Below are 23971 nucleotides of genomic sequence, written 5' to 3'. Positions count from 1 at the left end.
TCTAAATCTATTTTTTAACTATTGTAAAAATCCATAATAGCTTCCAGCTCTTCGATCGATAGATCGTCCCCAGCCACATCGGAAGGCGTCAGCTCCTGCGTCTCTTTGTCCGCGCAGTGCTTAATAATCTCGGTCAGCTGCGATTTGAAATGATTTCCGAAGACCCGAATATCTGCCTCCGCATATTCCTGCAGGTTATACTCGATAGACATCGTCAGCTGCCCATTCTCCACAAGTCCGCCGATGTTCAGGGCAATTTCCCTCTCGGCCTCCGGACTGACGGTTTGACCGTAAGGAAGATCGGAAACCTGGAACACGCCCGTGTTCACATCATTATCAAATTGTCCTAAATAGTTGAACTTGATTTCAGGCTCCAGCCGGAATCGGATGCTGTCATTCCCTTGTTCAGCAGCAAGATATTTGAGCAGCCCGTAGCCGATTCCTTTATTCGGAATGCGCCGGATGCTCTCCTTGACCGACTTGATCTGATAGGACAGCTCCGCCGTGCCGGGTACGTCCAGCACCACCGGATATACCGATGTAAACCAGCCGACGGTTCGGCTGACGTTCACATTTTTTAAAATTTCTTCGCGGCCGTGTCCTTCCAGGCAAATCAGCACCTTCTCCTCGCCTGTCCACTGCCGGACGGCCCGTCCCAAAGCGGTGAGAAGTATATCGTTAATTTCCGTGTTGTACGCTCCGTGAACCTTGCCGAGCAATTGCTCTGTCTCAAGCTTGGACAACTGGAAGGAATACGTCATGTTATCTAGCACCTTCAACGGCCCTACCCGGCGGCCCGATTTAGGCAATGCCTTGACCTCCGCAGATTCAATTTGCTGCCAGTAGTCCAGCTCCTTCCGCATGGCTTTGCTTCCAGCATGCTCCTTCAGTTGTTTCGCCCATGTCTGGAAGGAATCCGTTTTGGCGGGAAGCTGGATCGGCTTGCCGCTCGCAGCCTGCTCATAGGCCAGTGTTAAATCTTCAAATAAAATACGCCAGGAAATGCCGTCAATCACCAGATGGTGAATAATGATCGCCAGATGATCACCGGTGCTCGTCTTGAACAGGCCGGCCTTAACTAAAGGTCCCCGTTCCAGGTCGATACTCCCGTGCAGCAGGTCGATCTGTCGGGATATCTCCAGCCTGCCCTCATCCCCATCAGGTACCGTCATAACAGCTAGATCGAACCAGGCGCGTTCCGCCTGCCCGTCCAGCCCCTCGTTATACTGTATCCATGCTCCATCCTCCCGCTTGAATACCATCCTTAACGCGTCATGATGGCGGGTCAGCTCCGTGAGGACCTGGGACAACAGGTCAATCTGGAACCCGTCCCGTTTGTACAGAACAACCGCCTGGTTCCAATGATTGGCCGGTGAGAATCCGCATTCGAAGAACCACTTCTGAATCGGCGTAAGCTCAACCTCTCCCTCTACAGGGCCCTGGTCAATTTCACGCTGATCCTGCTGGACGTACTTGGACAGCTTGCGGATCTCGGGGTTCTGGAACAAATCCTTCATCTTCAGCGTATAGCCGCAGCTGCTTAGTTTGGAGGAAATTTGGATGGCCCGGATGGAGTCCCCGCCAAGCTCAAAGAAATTATGGTCAATCCCGATCTGCTGTACGCCAAGCACCTCTTCCCAAATCGCTGCCAGCACTTGTTCCAGATCATTACGCGGCGCGGCATAATCTCCGGCCATTGCTGCGCTTCGATCCGGGGCAGGCAGTGCCGCCCGGTCAATTTTGCCGCTGATTAGCAGCGGCATCTGCTCCAGCGTGACGAAATAAGCGGGGATCATATAGTTCGGCAGCGCCTTTTCCAGACGATCCTTAAGCTCGCGGAGGCAGGTCTCTTGCTGATTCGGCGCAAGTACGTCCAGCACCAGATAAGCGCATAAATATTTACTTCCGCTCTCATCCTCTCTAGCCAGCACAACCGCCTGCTTGATATGCGGAGCCTGCAAAATACGAACCTCGATCTCCTCCAGCTCAATGCGGAAGCCTCTGATTTTCACCTGAAAGTCCTTGCGCCCGAGGAATTCCAGGTTTCCGTCAGGAAGCCAGCGCCCTAAATCCCCGGTTCGATATAGTCGCAAGCTGGCGTCTGGCTTCTGTATGAAGGGATCCTGCATGAAAGCCTGGCCCGTTCGTTCCGGATCATGAATATATCCCCGGCCTACCCCGATGCCGGACACACAAATCTCTCCATACACACCAACAGGACATAATTCCAGCTGTTCGTCCACTACATAGAGGTTAAAATTCGCCAGCGGTTTGCCGATCGGGACCGTCTCCATCCCTTCCGGCAGCTGCCCGGTTACATATTGGCTAATATCATCAGCAGCCTCCGCGGGACCATAGGCGTTGACGATTTGAATTCCCGGGTACAGCTCCAGCCATCTCCGGGCCAAATCGGGCTTAATCGTTTCGCCCGTGATTAACAGATGACGGAGCGAAGGGAGCTCTGCCCTAGTCTGTACCAGAACATCCAGCATCACCGCCAAGTACGATGGAACAACCTCCAGGAGCGTTACCCCGTCCTCGATGACCTCCTCAAGGAACCGCTCCACCTCCAGTACAAGCTCCTGCGGATAAATCGCCGTTGTTCCTCCCAGGGCCAGCGCGCCAAAACATTGCCAAACCGAAATATCAAAACAGATATTAGCGTTCTGAGCGAATACGAGACGTTGATCCAAGCCCAGTTCATCGGCCTCCGCTAAAATGTGATTCAGCAGGCCTTTGTGCTCGATCATCACGCCTTTAGGCTTGCCCGTTGATCCGGAGGTAAACAAAATATAAGCCAAACTGCCGGCTGCCGGCGCAATGCCGATATTCTCCGGACTTTCTTCCATGACATCCGCCGCGATTCGGTCAAGACACACAATTACGCCTGTATATCTATCCTCCAGACCGTCCTGCAAATATTCAGAGCGGGTAATGAGCACCCGCGCGGCGGAATCCTCCAATATGCCCGCTTTGCGCTCAACGCCGTATTCTATGTCGATCGGAACGTAAGCCCCGCCGGCCTTCCAAATGGCAAGCACACTTTGAATGAAATCGGGCGATCGCTCCAGCATCACCGCCGCTACCGTGTCTGCCGGAATCCCGCCTAATCGTCTTTGCAAGTAACGCCCCAGTCGGTTCGCCCGGGCATTCAGCTCCGCATAGGTTAACACCTCTCCGGCGCAACGCACTGCCGGCTCCTCCGGCTGCTCCAAGGCGAACTGTTCAAATCGCAATGGCACGGTACAGGCAAAATCATAATCGGCCGCCCTGCCTTGACCCATCACCAGAAGCTGCTCACGCTCCTCCGCCGCAAGCATCCCCAGATTCATTAGAGGCACATCCGGATCAGCGGTGATATTATGCAGGAGCTCCATATAATGCTGACCAAGCTGCTCTGCGGTAAAGGCCGTAAATAAATCCGTATTGTATTGCAAGTCGAAATGAATCTCCGAAGCATCCGTGTACACGTCCAGCATAAGGTCGAATTTGGAAATATCGTTCTGCAGCGCGTAAGGAGTGAGCAGCATTTCGCCGATATGAATTTCCTGCCGCTCCCGATCCGTCAAGTTGAACATCGTGTCAAAGAGAGGGTTGCGGCTCGTATCCCGCTCCACATCCAGAAGCTCCACTAATCGTTCGAACGGTAAATCCTGATGGTCAATTGCCGATAAGGTATGATCCTTCACCTCATGAACAAACTGGCGGAATGTCTTATGCCGCTCCGGATAGCTGCGAAGCGCGACCGTATTGATGAACATGCCCAGCATTTGCTGCACATCCTGGTGCGTCCGTCCGGCTACTGGCGAACCGACGACAATGTCCTCCTGCCCCGAATATTTCGACAGCAGAATATTGTAGGCGGCCAGCAGCACCGCATATAATGTGGAGCCCGTGTCATGGGCCAGCGCCCGCAGCGCCCTGGACAGCTCATGCGGAAGCACAAATTGCAGCGTACAGCCGTTAAAGGTCTGCATCGGCGGTCTTCTATAATCCAGAGGCATGTTCAGCACAGGCAGCTCGCCGCGATAATGCTCCAGCCAATAAGCTTCATGCTCCTTCATTTCTTCGCCGGCCAGCCGTTCGTTCAGCCAGATCGCATAATCCTTATACTGAATCTCTAGCGGCGGCAGCGTGTCACCGCGATACAGCTGCTCCAGCTCACGCAGCATGATGCCGCCAGACAAGCCGTCCGATATAATATGATGCATGTCAATAAGCAGGACATGCTCCTCCTGAGCAAGCTGAAGCAGCTCCATCCGCATTAGCGGTGCCGCTTCTAAATCGAAAGGCTGGATAAACGATGAGATCCGCTGATTTACTTCCTCCGTGTCGGCTCCCCTTAGCTCCACCATTTCCAGCCTGCATTCCGCCTCGGGATGCACGACTTGCACAAGCTCCCCATCCACCACGCGGAAGGACGTTCTAAAACACTCGTGGCGTTCGGTCAGCCGGTTTACCACCTGCCGGAATTGAGCGGTGTCCAGTCGTCCTTGAATACGATAAGCAAACGGCATGTTATAAGCCGTCGAGCCCGATTCTTCCAGCGTATGCAGCACATACATCCTTCTTTGCGCCGGACTCACCGGGTAGTATTCTTGCACCGGGGCTGGCGTGATGGCGGACGAGGCGCACGGTCTGGCGCCAAGCTGCTGAATATGCTCGGCCAGCTGCGCTACGGTTGGATATTGGAAAATATCCTTCACCTTCACATCCGCGCCAAGCTCCCCATGGATTCTGGAGATGATGACCGTTGCTTTCAGAGAATGGCCGCCCAAGGTGAAGAAATCATCCTGAACGCTTACCCGCCTTACGTCCAGAACCTCCGTCCAAATCGACACCAGCGCCTCTTCCACAGCGTTCCGGGCAGGTACAAACGGGGCATCCAGACGATGATGGACGGGGTCTGGAAGCTGGCTGCGGTTAATCTTCCCGTTGGCATTATGCGGCATTTCCTCCAGCTGCATAAAAACGGAGGGAATCATATATTCCGGCACACAACTGCTTAAATACTCCTTTATTTCGGATATGCCGAGATCGATGTTCGCGGTGAAATAAGCGCATAAATACTTCTCCGCTTCTCCGCTTCCCTTCACGAGCACCGCGGCCTCCCGAACCTGTTCATGCTCGGCCAGCCGATGCTCGATTTCCCCGAGCTCAATGCGGAATCCTCTTATTTTGACCTGATGATCCTTACGGCCGACGAATTCGATGTTGCCGTCCGGAAGCCATCTGCCCAAATCGCCCGTTTTATACAATCTGACGCCCGGCTGCGGTGCAAACGGATCCTCCGTGAAAGCCTCCCCGGTCCGCAGCGGATCGTTGAGATATCCTCTCCCGACCGCGATGCCGGCCACGCATATTTCACCGATAATCCCTACAGGACATAAATGCATTTGCCGGTTCACGATATATATCCGGATGTTGGACAGCGGCTTGCCCACCGGAATATACTCCCTGTTCTCCGGTGGCTGCTCCATCACATATTGGCATATGTCGTCGGAGGCTTCCGCCGGTCCGTATGCATTCACCATCTTGATCCCGGGACATAGCGCAAACCAGCGTGCAACCAATGCCGGAGTGGCTGCTTCCCCGGTAATCAGCAAATGCTGCAAGTGTTCAAAGCGAAGTGAACGCTCCTCCACCAAATCCAGTAAAACCGCCAAATATGAAGGCACAACCTCGAGCAGGGTCACTTGATCGCGAATCACCTGATTAATGAACTGCCCGGGCGCAAGAATCAGCTCATCTGGGTAAATCGCCGTCGTTCCCCCAAGCACCAGAGCGCCGAAGAACTGCCATACCGAAATATCGAAGCAATGATTCGCCGTTTGGGCAAATACGATGTCCTCGGACAAGCCAAGATCGTCGGCTTCAGCCCAAATATGGTTCAGCATCCCCAGATGCTCAATCATGACTCCCTTCGGCTTGCCCGTCGATCCCGAGGTAAACAGCGTATAAGCCAGGTCGGTAATCGCCACCGGGAGATTAAGATCTTGGCTGTCCGCTTCCTCCGCCGGAACGACGGCTTTGTCCATCTCCACAAATCGGCCCGGGTAATCGGCACGCAGCCCGTCCTCCACGTACTCCGATAACGTGACGACGATTCGGGCGTCCGAGTCGGCGATGATCCCAGCCTTTCTATCCTCGGGATAATGGGCATCTACCGGTATGTAAGCTGCTCCCAATTTCCATATAGCCAGTATGCTTTCAACCATGAGCGGCGAGCGATCCAGCATCACCGCCGCAAAATCACCATGTCCCAGCCCTCGTTCCTGAAATACCCGGGCGAGCCGGTTCGCATTGTGGTTTAACTGCCCGTAGGTGATTTGCTCCCCTTGATAGAGAAGGGCAATTTTAGAGGGGTGAAGGCGCGCCCGTTCTTCAAACAGCTGATGCGCAGGCTTGTCGAACCGATAATCCTTATCCGTCCGGTTAAACTCGAATAATAGCTTTTGCTTCTCCCCTGCCGTAATCATTTCGATATCCCGGACAAGGATTTGCTCATTGCCTAATACCGCCGCCGTAATTTGCTTCAAATGTCCTTCCAGTCTTCGCAGAAACTCCTCGTCGTACATGGTTCCGTTATAGGTAAGCAGTACTTCCAGCTCGTCCTCGGGAAACACTGTAACGTCCAAATCATAATTCGTATGCTCCAGCATCTCACTGTCGGTAATAGCAAGATGCTGTTCCCCATCGCCGTCGGCTGCCGTCTCCAGCGGATAATTCTCGAACACAACGATATGGTTGATAAGATGCTGTTTCAGCACCGTTCCCGACTGAATATCGGCCAGCGAAACATAGTTATACCGGTTGGCCTCCAGAATCGAATCATGCACCTTGCGCAGCAGCTCCTGGAAGGAGGTATGTTCATCGCTTTTGACCCGTAAAGGAACCGTATTAATGAACAGGCCCACCATGCTCTCGATCCCGGGCAGCTCCGGAGGCCTTCCCGATACAACGGAACCGAATACGACATCCTCGCTATGGTTGTATTGCTGCAGCAAAATTCCCCATAACGCATGGAACACTGTACTGAGCGTCACCTGATTGTCTACTGCCAGCTTGTGCAATCTGCGTGTCGTCTCGGCATCCCATTTAAATGAGTATTTGCGGTGGTCGAAGCCCCCCGTCTCTCCAGCCCCCCTGGAGGAAGGGACCGCGGCCTGTAATTCATAACCGTCCAAATAGTCTCGCCAGTACTGCAGGGCCTCGTCCTGATCCTGCTCGCCCAGCCACTGGATATAATCACTATAAGGATACGGCGGGGACAGTTGAATTGGAGCATTGGCCGCGAGAGCCTCATAAATATGGAATAAATCCTGGGCAAGAATGCCGAGGCACCAGCCGTCCATAATAATATGATGAAATCTCCAAATGATTTGATGGGTGCGTTCATCGATTCTGAAGATGGCCATCCGAATCAACGGCCCCGTCTCCAGGTCGAATTTCTGCTGCTGATCCCGGGCTTTATACTCTTCGATCGATCGCTGCCGTTCAGCGGTGGAATAAGCAGATAAATCCCTATAATCCATGCGCGGCTCGCGTTGGCTGAGCACGATTTGCAGCGGCTGTTCAGTCTCTGTATAGATAAATACCGTTCTTAAAACGTCATAGCGTTCGACCAGCTTCGCAAAGCTCTGTTCCATCGTTCGGGAACACAGCTTCCCTCTGATCGTGAAGGACACATGTTCAAAGTACGCTTCAGAATCAGGATCAACCAGGGAATGGAACAAAATTCCCTCTTGCGTTGGCGTCAGCGGATATATTTTTTCGATTTCATGGCTGCTCAAATTTGATTCACTCCCCCTCTACTTTGGCGACCGAACCGTGCTGCCGGTTCGGTCGCTTCCACTGTCGGCCGTTCTAAAGCTTCTTCTTCAGCCGCTGGGATATTGCATCCAATTGTTTCTGCGACAGCTTGTTGTATTGGTAGTCTGTAGGCGTGATTTCCTTGACTTGCTTGGTGCAGCAATGCCGGATGATCTGGGCCAGATGCTCTTGATAACGATTGGCCAGCCCTTGTATCGTTTCCGGACGGTACTGGTATTTGTTGTAGTGAATATCCATGGTGAATTGATCACCGACCACCATTCCATTCAGTTCGAGCTTATGATCTCTCACGATATGCGCCCCCACTTCGGGCCCTGCAGGGATATCGCTTAGCTCAAACAGCCCGGTCTGAGCGCCAGCAGCGCCAAATTGCCCCAAATAGTTGAACACAATTTCCGGCTTAAGCTGGAAATGCAGCGGGAGCTCCATGTCCGGATTGCTGGCCGTTAAATATTTCAGAATTTCGTAGCCGAGCCCTTTGCCTGGAACCCGCCGTAAAGCATCCTTGGTTTGTTTAATGACCTCGTCTAGATCACTCGTTCCTTCCGCGCCAAGCACGAATGGGAATATCGATGTAAACCACCCCACGGTTCTGGATATATCCAGCCCTTTCACAATGGCTTCCCGGCCATGTCCCTCCAGCTGAATCAGCACAGAGGCAGCGCCTGCCCATTCCTGGAGCGTACAGCTTAAGGCCGCTAGCAGAATATCATTGATTTCCGTGCTGTAAGCATGGTGGACATCCGTTAACAGGCTTCTGGTTAGCTCGGCATCTAACGCCAGCTTCACCGTGGCATGATCCCCAGCTTGATTGGAGTTGATCTTATGATCGACAGGCAGTTCAACCGTTGAAGCCTGTTCGACGGTTTCCCAATATTTCGCTTCCTTCAATAGTCCTTTGCTGAAGGCATATTGCGCCAGCCCCTGTGACCACTCCTGAAAGGAGTGAGTCTTCTCTGGGAGAATAACCGCTGACTGATTCAGCAATTGTCCATATACGGTTGCCAAATCCTCCAGAATAAAACGCCAGGATACTCCGTCAACAACCAAATGATGAATAATGATCAGCAAATAATCGCCCAGTGCGGTATGATAGACGGCCAATTGAATCAGCGGCCCCTTCTCAATATCCAGCTCTGCCTGCAGTTTGGCCGATTGCCGCTCGATCTCCGCGCGAGGATCGCTGCTTGCCGTCACATCGAAGACATTTAATCGATGGAAGGCTTGCCCTTCAATGCCTTGATTGAACTGGACGACACCGCGATCTCCCAAGCTGAAGCTCATGCGGAGCGCATCGTGATGCTCTGCCATGCGATCGAAGGCCTCTGCAACCAGCTCCGCCTCAAACCCTTCCCGCCTGTACAGCATGACGGAATGATTGTAATGGTGGACGTGCTCCCATTTCTGTTCGAACAGACGGCTCTGAATCGGGGTAAGCCCCACTTCCCCTGTCACCGGCTCTTGGCTGATTTTGCGGGCGGAAGTTTGTACATACCTGCTTAGCTCGCGAATCGTCGGATATTTGAACAGATCCCTCATTTCCATCTTCAGGCCCTGCGTCATGAGCCGGGATGATACCTGCAGCGCCTTAATCGAATCTCCGCCGCATTCAAAGAAATGATGATCCGTCCCAATGCCTTTGACACCCAGGATTTCCTCCCATACCCGTATCATCGCTTCCTCGGTCTCATTCGCCGGAGCCGAATACGCTTCTGCAGGTTCAATATCGATAAGCGGCTCAGGCAGCGCTTTATAGTCCAGCTTGCCGTTCTCATTCAAAGGCATTTGATCAAGGAACACATAGGCTGCAGGGAGCATATAAGAAGGCAGCCGATGGGCCAAATGACCTCGCATATCGGATGCGGTCAACCCTTGCTGCGTCACAATATACGCGCATAAATATTTCGTATCCTCAGCACTCTCCTTCACGGTAAGCGCCACTTCCTGCACATCGGAATGCTCCATGAGCTGTGCTTCGATCTCAGCCAACTCCACCCGATAGCCTCTGATCTTGAGCTGATGATCCATTCTGCCGATGAACTCAATATCACCGTTTGGCAATCTTCTGGCCCGGTCTCCTGTCTTATACAGCCTCTGTTCATCATCAAGCGGATGAGGAACGAACTTCTGCTCTGTCAGCTCCGGGTCATTCAAATAGCCGCGCCCCAGGCCGCTGCCCGCAACAGCAAGCTCTCCCGGAACCCCGTCTGGCAGCAAATTGCCATATGCATCGATAATATAAGCCTCCGCGTTAAAGATCGGCCTGCCGATGACCGGCTGCTTGCAGAATGCATGGAAGTCAGCAAGCTTCATAGGGTGAGCGATACAACCGATGGTCGCTTCCGTAGGACCATAATGATTCACGAACCTGACATCCGGATACTGCTCGTAATATCGCTCGATGTCCTGCACCTTCATTTTTTCTCCGCCAAGCACGATCAGCTTCAATGAACTGAGCAGCGCTCTCGTCTTGAATCGTTCATGGCTGACCATGATATGGAATAAGGACGGCGTTGCCTTGATGAAGGTAATGCCGTTCGCCGCAATATAGTCCAGCACATATTCAGGATCGGCATAATCATGGCGGTCGAGCAAATGCAGCTCGCAGCCGCTGACCAGCGCTGGATACAGCGCGGTATAGCACAGGTCAAAGCTGGCCGAGGAGAGGAGCACCGTCCTGTCGCTTCCCTCAATCCGCTGAGATGTCGTAAACCAGTGCACATAGTTCGCAAGATTGCGATGTTCAAGCATGACGCCTTTGGGCCTTCCGGTCGTGCCAGAGGTATAAATGACGTAAGCCAGGTCGTGCCCGCTGACTTGGATATTTAAGTTATGGCCCTGTCCTTCGTACGTTTTAAGATGATCCAGCAAAAATACCTCGGTCACGCTCTCCGTTCCATGCAAGTGGCCGGCATAAGTTAGCAAATACTGAGCGCCGCTGTTGGTTAACATATAATCCACCCGGCCAGCCGGGAATTCGGGATCGATCGGCAGATAAGCTCCTCCTGCCTTTAGCACGGCCATCAGCGCTGCAATGGTCTCCGGCCGGTTCTCCATGACAATTCCAGCAATGCCGCCGCCAGCCGCAAAGCCGCTCTCCAGCATCCTCCTCGCCAACCGGTTAGCTCTGGCATTCAGTTCGGAGTAGCTCCATCTTTCACTACCGAAGACGAGAGCGGTTTGATCCGGCGTGCGCTCCGCCTGAGCTTCGAACCATTCAACAATGGTGCGGAATTCAGGCTGCTCCCCGGCATTTGCAGCACGTTGCGTTTGAACGTGACTATCGCCTTGGCCTTGTGTAGGGCTATGACCATTGCCTAGATTTGAACTTCCTCGGCTAATCAACTGCTCCAGCTTCTCCTCAGCGGTTAGAAGAGATAGCTTTGCCAGTTCCAGCTCCGGCTGCTCCACGCCCGTCCGCAGAATATGAACAAGGTGCCGGGCAAAACGCTGCATTGTGTCATCCGTAAACAGCGCTGTGCAGTAAACGAACTCCAGAATGATGTCATCGTCTGTCGCTTCCGCAAGCAGCGAAATATCAAATTTGGTCGAATGCTGCTCGAGCAGATAGGGCCTGACCGTCAAGCCCTCCATTTGAAAATCACTCTCGCTTGCATTCTGCATCGTCAGCATGACGTCAAACAGCGGGCTGCGGCTTAAATCCCGCGGAATCGCCAACGCCTCCACCAGGCTCTCAAATGGATACTGCTGGTGCTCATACGCGTTCAGGCAGATATCTTTTACTTCCTCCAGGTAGGACCGGAAGCTCTTCTGCCCCTCCGGCTTGCTCCGCATAGCCAGCGTATTGACGAAAATTCCCATCACCTGCTGTACATCAGCATGATCCCGGCCTGCTATCGCAGAGCCAACAATGACATCCTCCTGTCCCGCATATTTCGACAGCAGGATACTGTAGCCCGCCAGCAGAATCATGTACAGCGTCGTTCCTGTCTCCATGGCCAATTGCTGTAATTGGGCCGTCAGTTTCCGGCCGATGGCATGCTCCAGCTTGGCTCCCTCATAGCTGTGCTGCTGCGGCCGCGGAAAATCGGTTGGCAGGTCCAGCACCGGCAGCTCTCCCGCAAACTGTTCGAGCCAATATTGCTTATGGCTGTCGTATGCCCCCTTCGCCAGCTGACCGTTATGCCAAGCGGCATAGTCCTTATACTGAATGCGCAGCTTCGGCAGTGCTGCTCCGCTGTATAACGCATTAAATTCTTCCATAAATACGCCGACAGACGTGCCGTCGGAAATAATGTGATGCATGTCGATCAGCAGTACATGACCGCCCTCATCCCTTTGAGCGAGGCCTGCCCGGAATAAAGGAGCTCTGCTTAAATCAAATGGAGCGACAAATTGCGCGGCCAGCAGCTCCAATTCGGCATCGCTTACCTTCCCGTACTGTTCAAGCTTGAACTCGGCTTTCGGATGGATAACCTGTACCGGCTCCCCCGCTGCCATTTCAAAGGAAGTCCGGAAAGCCTCGTGCCGCTGTATCATAGCTTGGAAGGCAGCCTCCAGTTTCTCCATGTCCAGTTCCCCTTGAATTTCAAAGGCAGCTGTCATGTTATACGACGTATTTGGCCCGTTCATCTGATCCAGAATAAACAGGCGTCTCTGTGCTGCCGACACGGCATAACAGCTCTCCGGCTCTATGACGGGAATCTCAGTGAATGACTTATGAGCCGATTCCTGAATAAGCCCTGCTAAGCCCTGAATCGTAGGGTATTGAAAAATGCCCCGTACAGGGATGTCCACGCCGAATTCTTTATTTATCCTCGCGATTAAAATCGTCGCCTTTAAGGAATGGCCTCCCCGTTCAAAAAAGTTGTCATGGACACCGATTTGCTCCAGGCCGAGCTCCTCTTCCCATATATGAACCAGCCGTTCTTCTGCCTCGCTGCTCGGCGGTACATAGGAAGCCATTGCGGAATGGCTGGTTTCCGGATTGGGCAGGGCTTTCTTATCAATTTTGCCATTGGGCGTTAGCGGCATTTGCTCCAGCGCAATAAAATAGGATGGCACCATATATTCGGGCAGCGTGTTAAGCAGCTTCTCCCGAAGAGCTCCAAGCTCTGGCCCGCTATCCTGCGGCACGAAATAAGCGCATAAATAATAGTTTCCGCCTTCATCCTCTTTGGCTACGACAACGGCTTCCGCCACCGGCAATTGTGAAATCATCGTCTTCTCGATTTCCTCGAGTTCAATCCGGTATCCGCGAATTTTGACCTGGAAATCGGTTCTGCCGATATATTCAAGACAGCCGTCTTCTCTCCATTTCGCCAAATCGCCCGTGCGGTACATTTTGTGGCCTGGGACATGCGGATTGTCGACGAATTTCTGTTCCGTCAAATCCTCCCGCTGCCAATAGCCCGCCGCCAAGCCGTCCCCCGCAATGCACAGCTCCCCAGGCACTCCGGCCGGGACAAGCATGTCATCCTCATCCACGATATAAACCTGTGTATTGGCGATAGGCCGGCCGATATCCACGTTATTTCTGCGCGTCAGATCGCTTACACAGGACCAGACCGTCGTCTCCGTCGGGCCGTACATATTGTAGATCCTTAAATGGGCATAACCTTGCAGCTGATGCAATAGATGAATCGGCAAGGGCTCCCCGCCGAGCATGATGTCGGTCACTTTTTCCAGAAAGGTCATTTTTGGATCGCCGGACATCAGCATTTTCAAACGGGACGGAGTAATTTGCAGCATTTGTACGTTGTGAGCCGTAATAAGCTGGTGCAGAGCTTTAGGGTCAAGCTGCTCGTTTTCGTTCGCAATGACGATCGTTAGTCCCTTCGTTAAAGGCACCCATGTTTCCAGAACAAAAATATCAAAGGAAATTGTCGTCAGGCCCAGTATGCTTTTTCCAGGGGTAAAATCTATGGCTTGAGCCATCGCTTCAATGAAGTTGTGGACGGCTTGATGCGTAATCATGACGCCCTTGGGATTGCCGGTAGATCCGGATGTGTAAATGACATAGGCATTATGAGCGGCTGTATGGCTGCGAAATTCCCGCTCGTCGTTCTCCTCCAGGTAGAGATTCTCATCATGAACGAAAATTGTCGCCGCATCGCAATTGACGTGGTTCGCCAAATGCGCCTCGGTCAGCAAAATTTGCGCACCGCTGTCTGTCAGCATATATTCAATGCGCTTCGCCGGATAATCGGGATCAATCGGCAGGTAGGCCGCTCCCGCCTTCAAAACCCCTAACAAAGCGATGATCATATCGATCGAACGTGTGACCATCACGCCGGCAATTGTCCCTGGCAGTACCCCCTTCTTGCGGAGAGCGGCTGCAAGCCGACTGGATTTCACGTCGAGTTCTTTATAGGTATAGGATCTGTTATCCCATATCGCAGCAATGTCCTCCGGGGTGCGCTCGGCCTGACGCTGGAACAGCTCGTCAATCGTCAGCTGCTTGTCATAGCGCAAATCTGTTGCATTGAATTCAACGATCAGCCGCTGCCGCTCCTCTGCGGTTAACAGATCAATCTGGGACAAACGAACATCTGTGTTCTCTGTGATGATATTCAAAATATTTATATAGTGGTCCAGCATCCGCTCGGCTTTGTCCCGCTTAAACAGCTTCGTGCTGTAATCGAGATTGACCGCAATGGATTCCTCGCTCCAGTCTTCTGCGCTCAAAGTCAAATCATACGGCGACACTCCGGGATTACGCTCCTCCGGGCTGAAAGTAACGCCAGCTGCGGATGCCGTCTCCATATCCATGTTCTGCAAAATAAACATCGTATCGAACAACGGGTTGCGGCTGAGATCCCGCTGGATATTCAGCCGGTCGACGAGCATCTCGAACGGGTAATCCTGATGGTCGAATGCTGCGATGCTGCTGCGCCGTACTTCCTCCAAATACTCACGGTACGCCTTATCCTTGGCAGGATAACTGCGAATAGCGACTGTATTGATAAACACGCCAATCAGCGGCTCAATATCGGGATGATTGCGCCCTGATACCGGCGTACCGACCACCAAATCGTCCTGCCCGGTATATTTATGAAGCAAAATTTTGTAAGCGGACAGCATAACCATGAATAAGGTCGCATCGGTCTCGCTTGCCAACCGGCGGAGCCGCTCTGTCAACTGCTTGTCCAGGCGGGCAGTCAGCCGCTGTCCTTCCATGCTTAGCTGACCGGGTCTCGGATAATCGGCCGGTAAATTCAAAACAGGCAAATCTCCTTCAAATTGGTGCAGCCAATATGCTTCCTGCTCGCTTATTGTCAGATCATTCACCGTCTGATTCTGCCAGACGGAAAAATCGGTATACTGTATTTTCAACTCGGGCAGCGCCTGCCCTTCGTACAACTCCACAAGCTCCCTCATGAACACGGCCATCGAATATCCGTCGGAAATCAGATGATGCATATCTATAAACAGAATGTGCTCAGCTGCGGACAGCTTCACAAGCTCAGCCCGGAATAACGGCGCTTGGGTTAGATCGAACGGCTGCACAAAGTGCTGGAACCTCTGTTCCGCTTCCTCCGGACTAGACAGCTCGATGTACGGTACATTCAATACGGCCGCATCGCCTATGCGCTGCACGATTTCATGCCCATCGATTTCAAATGTCGTTCTGAACACCTGATGTCTGCTGACGATATGTCTAAGAGCTGCGACCAGCCGCTCGGCGTCAAGCATGCCCCGAAGCGTAATTTGTCCAGGGATATTGTGGACCAGCGTACCTGAGTCCAGCTGCTCCAGAATATAAATGCGCTTCTGCGCCGCCGAGATTTCGTAAGTATCCCGCGGCTCTTGCACCGGAATCGGCTGGAAAGGTTCGGCCGCCCCGCCATCAATAAGTCCGGCTAGCTTGCGGATCGTCGGGTATTGGAACCACTGCCCGATTGGAATTTGAATGCCGAATTCCTTGTAGATTCGTGACAGCATCACCGTCGCTTTCAGCGAGTTGCCTCCTAGCGAGGTGAAATGGTCATGCACGCCGATATTCGCTTCTCCCAGCAGCTCGCTCCAGAGACGGACAAGCCCAGCCTCCGTCTCATTTAAAGGCTCCTGCCCTCGCCGCGTCATGTCCGGTGCCGGGAGCAAGCTCTCGTCGATCGACCCGTCCTCCAGCAGCGTAAACGACTCCAGTACAATAAGATGAGTTGGCATCGCATAATCCGGGAGGCGTTCAGCCATCTCAGCCCGGACCAGCGGCTCATCGATCGTCTTGGCTGGCGCAGCAATATAAACTGCGAGCTCCGGGGCATGATGTCCGGCAACCATCCGGACAACGGCTTGGGCATGCCTTAGGCTCGGAAGCCCCAGCAGAGCTTCCTCCAGCTGCACTAAATTAATGCGGTACCCCCGATTTTCAGCAATGCGGGCTGCCTCCCCGCAAATTTTCAATTCCCCGGACGGCATGAACATCGCCAGCTGTCCCGTAGGGGTCATCCCGCCTGTCTCGAAGTCCAGTATTTGCAGTTCGCCTGTTACGCCAAGGGGGGCTGGCTCCCCGTAACTATCCAGAATACATTTCCCTCCATGGCTATTTTCGAGCTTTGCCAAGAAACGAGCCTGCTCATCTGTAAGGAGCGAAAGCCGGGATACCTTCATGGAGGAGTCCTGAACGATGGAGAGCAATAAGCGGCGATATCCTTCCGCCCAGAGCTGCATAACCTCCGGGTCGATCAAATCCATGCTGTAATCAAAATCAAGCCACAGCTCCTGATGGACCTCCGTGATGTTCAGGAATAAATCATAATGCAGATGCTGAACAGGGTACGGAACAAGCTCCGTGTCCAACCCGCTGAAATTCAACTTCCGAACAGGCCGATCCATATTGAACAGAATGTTCATAGTCGGCACAACTGCTCCGGGTATCTGTTCGGCCAAGCTCGCTAGAGAATAGCTCTGGTATCGGTCCAATTGCTGCATCGCCGTTTTCACGGCAGAAAGATAGTCCTCCGCCGAGGCGCTGCCATGAATTTCTGTATATACCGGAAGCATGTTCACGCAATTTCCGATGAGATGGGTCTCGCCCATATGAGACTGCCCGGCCGTAGGAATGCCAACGACAATTTGCCGCTGTCCGGCAAGCCGATGCAGGAACAGGCCATAGGCAGCGAGCATTGTAATGAACAGGCTGTTCTTGCTCCTTATGCTTAAGGCTCGCAATTCCTTCGTGAGCGCGCGATCCAGCTTCAATGTCTGCCTGCCCCCGCTGAACGTCTTTCTCGCCATATGCCCATCCGGCGAAGGCAGCTGCAGGGTCGGGACAGGCTCGGAGAAGCGCTCCGCCCAGAATGCCGCGGCCTCACCAGCCTCGGGCTCATGCTGCAGCCGCTCCTGCCATTGCAAATATTGACGAAATGGAACCGGCTGGGGCAGCCCGGGGGTGCGCCTCCCGCAAATCGCCGAGTACACCTCCTCCAGCTCACCTACAAATACCGCGATCGACCAGCCGTCCACGACGATATGATGGAAGGCAAGCGCCAGAATATACGCATCATCGGCCATGTGGAGCACCGTTATACGAAACAATGGCTGCTCTTCACGCAGATCGAATGCTCTGGAAGCATCCATGGCCAGCCAGGCATCTAGCTTGGCCTTGCTCTCGCCCGGCGTGTGAGCGCGAAGATCCTCCACGGCGACCGGAGCGGGAAGCTCCGGCAAAATCGTTTGAAACTCGCCGCTGGGATCAATAACTGTCCGCAAAGCCTCATGCCGCCGCATCAATAGGCTTACCGCTTGCCGCAATGCCTGTACGTCCAGCGCCCCTTCCATTTTGAGCAGAACGGATTCGTTTAATGATGCGGAAGCCGGGCCGCCAGAGACGGAGGAAATCCACAGCTGCTTCTGCTCATTGGACAAGCTTGCCGTCCTCTTCCCGCCGTTATCGTCCGGCGGCTGCGGCGTACCCGGCAGGAACCCGCCGCGCTGCAAATCGCCGACGCTCTCTTTGACAATACGAATGATCGTGTCTATGTCCTCCAGGGTATGTGCTGTAGACAGGAAACAATTGCGGCCTTCCCAGACATACAGCCCTTTGTAGTTCAAATGATAGAAGAACAATTCGATGTCGCCAAAGGAGACGAAGCGGAACAGCGAGCCGTAATTGACCATATAAATCGGAATGCTTCTTTCCTTGAAGAAAGAGTTCAGCTCCTGTACCAAATAATCCGTATTGCGATTCAGCTCCTCGTATAGGGCTGGACCTTGCGATTCCAGATAATCAATCGTCTTCAGAGCTACCCGCATGGTCAGCGGATGCGTGCAGAAGGTGCCGCCAACAAACGTCTTTTGCGCGGCCTTCGTCGGATAGGAAGCATCGCCGAAATTCCACTTCCCGCCGTCAATCGGATCCATAAACTGCTCTTTACCCGCAACGATGCCGATCGGCAGGCCGCCTCCCACCACCTTACCGTAAACGACCAGATCCGCCTGCACGCCGAACCAAGCCTGAGCTCCGCCTAGACCGATGCGAAAACCAGTAATTACTTCGTCAAAAATAAGCGCGGTGCCTGATTGAGAGGTAATTTCCCTAAGCTGCTGCAAAAACTTGCGCGGCTGCAAATCCGGCCTGCGGCTCTGCACAGGCTCTACGATCACCGCGGCTAGCTCATGGGCATGCTTGCGGATAATCTCCAGGGATTCTGGCTTATTGTAATTCAGCATTAAGGCGTCGCGAACGTAATTCTCCTGAATGCCAGGCGCCATGGGAAGCGCTGATGCCTCATCAGACTCTGGGTTGGCTACTCCTAATACTCCATCAAAAGTGCCGTGATATGAACCGGAGAAAATCACGACCTTCGAACGTCCCGTAGCTGCCCTCGCCGTACGCAAGGCTACCATAACGGCCTCCGTACCCGAATTATAGAAGGCTACCCGTTCAACCCCCGTGATCCGGCTAATGCGTTCCGCCACTTCGCCGGCCAGATCGGACATCGGGCCTAAAGGCGGCAGCGATGATGACGACTGGGCTTTCATCTCCTCTACGATGAAATCGGGATTATGGCCCAATAGATTAACACCGAATCCCATCGTCAAGTCGATATATTCATTGCCGTCCACATCCCACATCTTCGACCCGGAGGATCGCTCTGCCACGATCGGATAAATCGCTTCCTTCCAGTAAGAGCGGAATCCCGAAACGTTGCGGTTATTGGCATGTACATAACGAGTCTGCTGGGTATAAGCTTTGGAGCCCTGGGTACGGCTCATGTACTCGGTAAAGAAACGGTCTAAATATGCCTGCTGCTGCGCGGTAAAATGACCGTCTTCGCCGATAATCATCGGCTGATAAGGAATGAACGGCTTCGGCTCGTCTTGGGAAGTCTTATTGACTTTAACCGCTTGGGCCGCTTGGGCAGATTGCACTCCTGGAGCGGGCTGCACGGCAGCTTGCACGCTTGCCGCTGCTTGAACGCCTGCTATAGCATGAATACCCTCGCCAGCATCCTGCGTACCAAACGCCGTTGACCTTCCGGCCGCACGGCTTCCATGAGTCTGCCCGGTTCTGAACCCCTGCTCCGGGTATGGCTCCTGCAAACCTTGCTGAACCAGGCTGTTCTGCGCGGCTCGGCCGCTTAGCAAATCAAGCTGCCGGCCAAGAATATCGGATACGCTTTGCTGCTGAAGGCTCATCAGCTCGATCTGGCGGGCCATAATCCGTTCCATCGCCGAGCTGCCGGCGAGCGGAGATATGATTTCCCCCATTTCCGATGATCCCATCTCCTCCACCTCTACAGCTGCCGTTGCCGCTGCTTGCTGGTGCTGCTCCTCCGCCCCTTGCAGCGCCGAATGCTGCTGTGGCGCCTCCTCGCGGCTCTTGGCCTCAGCTGCTGCCGTCACAGCCGCCGGCTGGCGGACATCGGCATTTGCAAGAATATATTGAGTCAAGCTATGCACATTCGTAATCGAGTCAAAAAAGCGCTCTATCACAATATCGAGGCCATAAATTTCTTCGATCTCCTTACGGATTCGCACAAGCATGATTGAATCCAGCCCCATCTCCAGGAAGTGGGCATGCTCGTCAATTTCCGCTGCATCCAAACCAGAAGCCTCGCTTACCATTTTCGTAACCGTATGTTGTACCTCGGCCGACAGATCAGAGGCTTCAACAGCCCTCACCAGCATTTCGCCTGGATTAGACATCGAATTCCCCTCCAGTTCTTGATTATGGATACGTTCAATTTCTATCCAGCAGCGTTTCCGTTCAAAAGGATATAGCGGCAAGGGTACTCTGCGGACGGATTGCTGCAGGTACAGCTCGTCCCAATTCACATGGGCACCCTGAACATACAGCTCACAAATGCGCTCCAAGCCTTCCTGGTCTGCGAGTCCGGCAGCAGCAGCCTGCACCTTCTCAGCCGCTTCTTCGCTGATCGCATTCAGTTCTTCCTCCGTGATCTCACCCCGCACGCGCTGCTGGCCCGCCTCCGGAACGATACGGTATACGCCCCTGAATATTCCGCCCTGCATGCCGTCTGCTGCGATATTCTCCAGCTTGCGGGACAATTCTTCCCGCGTTGCGCATATGAAGGCAATGCGATGCTCCAAATGAGCCCGCCCTGCTGCGGCCGTATAGCAAATATCCGCGATGTTCTGATGCGGTGCCATGGCTAAGTGGCTAACATACCTGTGAACCAGCTCCTGAAGCGAGGCTTCATTCTTGGCTGACACCGCAAAAATGTAAGATTGATCATTATTGCGAGCCGTTGTCTGCAGCAGCGGATCCACATACTCTTCCATGACAACGTGGCAATTCGTGCCGCTAAAGCCAAAGGAGCTAACGCCGCAGCGCAGCGGCCGCTGAGTATCATCAAAAGCTGCTAGCTCCGTATTGATATAAAAAGGGGATTGCTCCAATTTGATGTTGCTGTTCGGCTGACGGAAGTGAACCAGCGGCGGGTTTTGCCGATGCTTCAGCATCAATGCCGATTTAATCAGGCTGGCAATACCGGACGCCTCAAAGGTATGTCCGATGTTCGCTTTTACCGATCCGAGCGCACAATATTGCTTCTTATCCGTATAGCTGGCGAACGCCCTCTCCAAAGCGGAAAATTCGACAGGATCGCCAAGCTTCGTCCCCGTTCCATGCGCTTCGATAAAAGCGAGCGTATTGGGATCGAGTCCGGCATCCTTCCAGGCAGCTTGGATGACCTCCGTCTGCGAGGCAGGATTTGGAGCGGTAATGCCTACCGTCGTGCCATCCTGATTCATCGCACTGCCCTTGATAACTGCGTAGACATGATCCCCGTCCTGAATCGCCTGGTTCAGCGGCTTTAACAGCACCGAAGCTACACCTTCGCTGACTCCTGTTCCATCGGAAGCCGCATCAAAGGCGCGGGTATATCCATCTGCGGATTCCATATCGAGCCCCAGTGACAACGGCAGCAGCGATGTTCTAACACCGCCGGCGAGCGCCATTTCGCATTCACCGCTTCGTATGGCTTGGCATGCCATATGGACGGCGACCAAGGAGGAGGAGCAGGCTGTATCGATCGTGACTGCCGGCCCTTTCAAATCGAGAAAGTACGCGATCCGGCTCGCTAGAACTGACGGTAAATTCCCAACGACATAATTCGAAATCCGCTCCGGTTCATGCTTGGAAATCAAACGCTCATAATCATAGCCTACCTTGGAAAACCCGGCATACACCCCTACACTGCGGCCGCGCAGCTTATTCCCCGCGTACCCCGCATCCTCCAGCGTATGCCATGCCTGCTGTGTAAATAGCCGCTGGTTTGGATCCATGAGCTTAGCCTCATTCGGAGTCAGCTTAAAGAAGGCATAGTCAAACTTATCGATCTCCTCCAAATAGCCGCCAACCCGAAAATCAGATTCGCTCTTATTCCAGCCGATCACCGACAAATAATCCTTGGCGTCCTCCTGTCTATTCGCCTGGTATTCCCCGATATGATCTCGTCCCGCAGTCAAATTGCTCCAATAGTCCTGAAGGGTCGCTGCGCCCGGCAGATACACAGACATTCCGATAATGGCGATGTCTTTCCCGCTAACGGCAATATCTTTCCCGCATTGCGCTGCTTCGCCTTCTACCTGGTCTCTGCTGCGCTGCACACTCACTTCCGCTTTAATAAACCTGGCGAGTTCAACAATCGAAGGATATGCGAATAAGTCGGCAACCTCCAGTTGAATCGCAAACTGCTTCTCGATCCGGTCGGCAATTTGCACAAGATGAAGAGAACTGGCTCCCATATCGAAATAACTGTCCCGAATGCTGATTCCGTCCTTCTCCATCACTTCCCGGCAAATCTGCTGAATTTGCCGCTCGATCTCGCTTTGCGTAAACCGCATATTGCCAGGCACAGCTTGAGACGCCGGCCGCGGCACATCCTGCTTGTTCAGATTCTCGGGATTCCCCGGGTTCTCCGTTCTCTGTTTCTCCTCCAGCTTTTCCGTCTTTTCCGCCATCTCCAGCTTTGCCGCTTCAATGGTGCGGGCTGCTTCCCTTAATTCCTGCCTTACATCATCGTACTCGCCATCTCTATATTGCTGGGCCAGCTTGTAACGCTGCACCTTGCCGCTGGTTGTTTTGGGCATCCGCTTAATAGGGACGATGTCGGCGATTTCCCAACCGCCCCGCTGATTTAGCAGCCGCTTTAGCTCCAGCATGGTGGGGTAGAACTTCTCTATTTTTTTCTTGGATACGACAAATAGAACGATCTCTTCCTTCTTCAGCTCCGCATTGTAGACCCCGCATGCAGCCACCCTGCCGAGCTCTACCCCCTCCACTTCCTCAGCGATCCGCTCCACGTCATGGGGATATACATTCTGCCCGTTCACGAAAATAATGTCCTTCGCCCGCCCTGTGATGACCAATTGGCCATTTCTCAGAAACCCTAGGTCTCCTGTCCGCACCCAGCCATCATCCGTCAATATATTCCGCGTCGCCTCAGGGTTGTTGTAATACCCCTGGGTCACGTTGTGCCCATGAATATGAATATGGCCAACGATACCATCGCCTAGCTCCTGATCCGCCTCATCGCAAATCCGGAACTGGCAGTAATCAAGGGGATAGCCAACCACGACGAAGGACAACCCTCCAGCAAAGTCCTTGTCCACTTCAACGACCTTACTGCCGATCCTTAGCTGCTCGCGGTCCACGTAAAGGGTGACAAATTCATCCTCCACCTGAGGAATAGCCACCCCCACAGAAGCTTCAGCCAGCCCATAAACGGTGCACATCGCAGTTCGCTTCAATCCATAAGGCGCGAGCGTATCCAAGAAGGCGTCGCATAACTCGGTCGAAATCGGCTCTGCCCCGTTATAAATGATGCGAATTCGCGATAAATCCCAGCTGCTGGCCTTCTCCGTTTTGAAAAACTGCAGGAAATATTTATAGCCAAAATTCGGCGACGAAATGATGCTGACGCGATGCTCGCTAGCCTTTTTGATCCACAAGACAGGCTGGCGAATAAATAGGGACGTAGGCATAATATACTGCTCCAGCCCAGCCACCAGCGGAGCCATATGGTTGCAGATCAGCCCCATATCATGGGTCAAAGGCATCCATTGCAAATAGGAGTCCTCTGCGGTGATTTTCGAACCGTTGATAATGCCGCTAGTGTTATAAATCAGGTTTTTGTGCGTCAGCATGACTCCTTTCGGATCGCCCGTGGAGCCCGAGGAGAACTGAATAAACGCAATATCCTCAGCCTTGGCACTATGTATTTGCGGATGATGCTGCCGCATGAATACCTCGCTATTGTCAGCGAGTGTAACGTTGTTGCGAATCAAGTCATACAAATGGGCTTGCCCGCTCTTTGCTGTATATTTCTCTAAATCTAGCAATATTTTTGATTCCGTTATGAGATAAGGGCGATGCAGCACCTCCCAGATTCGGAACACCTTAATCTTGTGCTCATCGTTGTTCCCCGTACTGACAGGTACCGGGATCATCCCCCCAAGGATACAGGCCCAGAAAGCAATGACAAAACGCCGGTTGTCCTCAATTTGAAACACAACTTCCTGCCCTTGACCTACGCCCTGCGCCTGGAGATAACCTAAAAAGCCGCAAGCTTCCTCATACAGCTCCCTATAGGTCAATCGAACCTCCTGCTCATCTCCCTCAATAAAGGTAATGCCTCTGCTTTCGGATTTGCCCCGCTCCTGAATTACGTCGATAAGTGTTGTAAATTGCTTCGTAAACACATTC

The 23971-nt window shown here is 53.2% G+C and carries 2 protein-coding genes; both read right to left on the bottom strand.

Features of this window, described 5'->3' with window-relative positions; all coding sequences use genetic code 11:
* Positions 1 to 14: 14 nt before the first annotated feature.
* Entirely contained in the window at positions 15 to 7793 is a 7779-nt protein-coding gene (locus MKX50_RS02315; RefSeq protein WP_339158296.1) for an amino acid adenylation domain-containing protein, read from the bottom strand.
* A gap of 73 nt (positions 7794 to 7866) precedes the next feature.
* A complete protein-coding gene (locus MKX50_RS02310) occupies positions 7867 to 23967 on the bottom strand; it encodes an amino acid adenylation domain-containing protein (RefSeq protein ID WP_339158295.1) in 16101 nt (5366 codons plus the stop codon).
* Positions 23968 to 23971: the final 4 nt, after the last annotated feature.

The sequence above is a fragment of the Paenibacillus sp. FSL W8-0186 genome (assembly GCF_037969765.1).
Lineage (GTDB): Bacteria > Bacillota > Bacilli > Paenibacillales > Paenibacillaceae > Fontibacillus > Fontibacillus woosongensis.
Note: the sequence above shows the minus strand (reverse complement) of the source record. Positions and strands in the feature narration are given on the sequence as shown.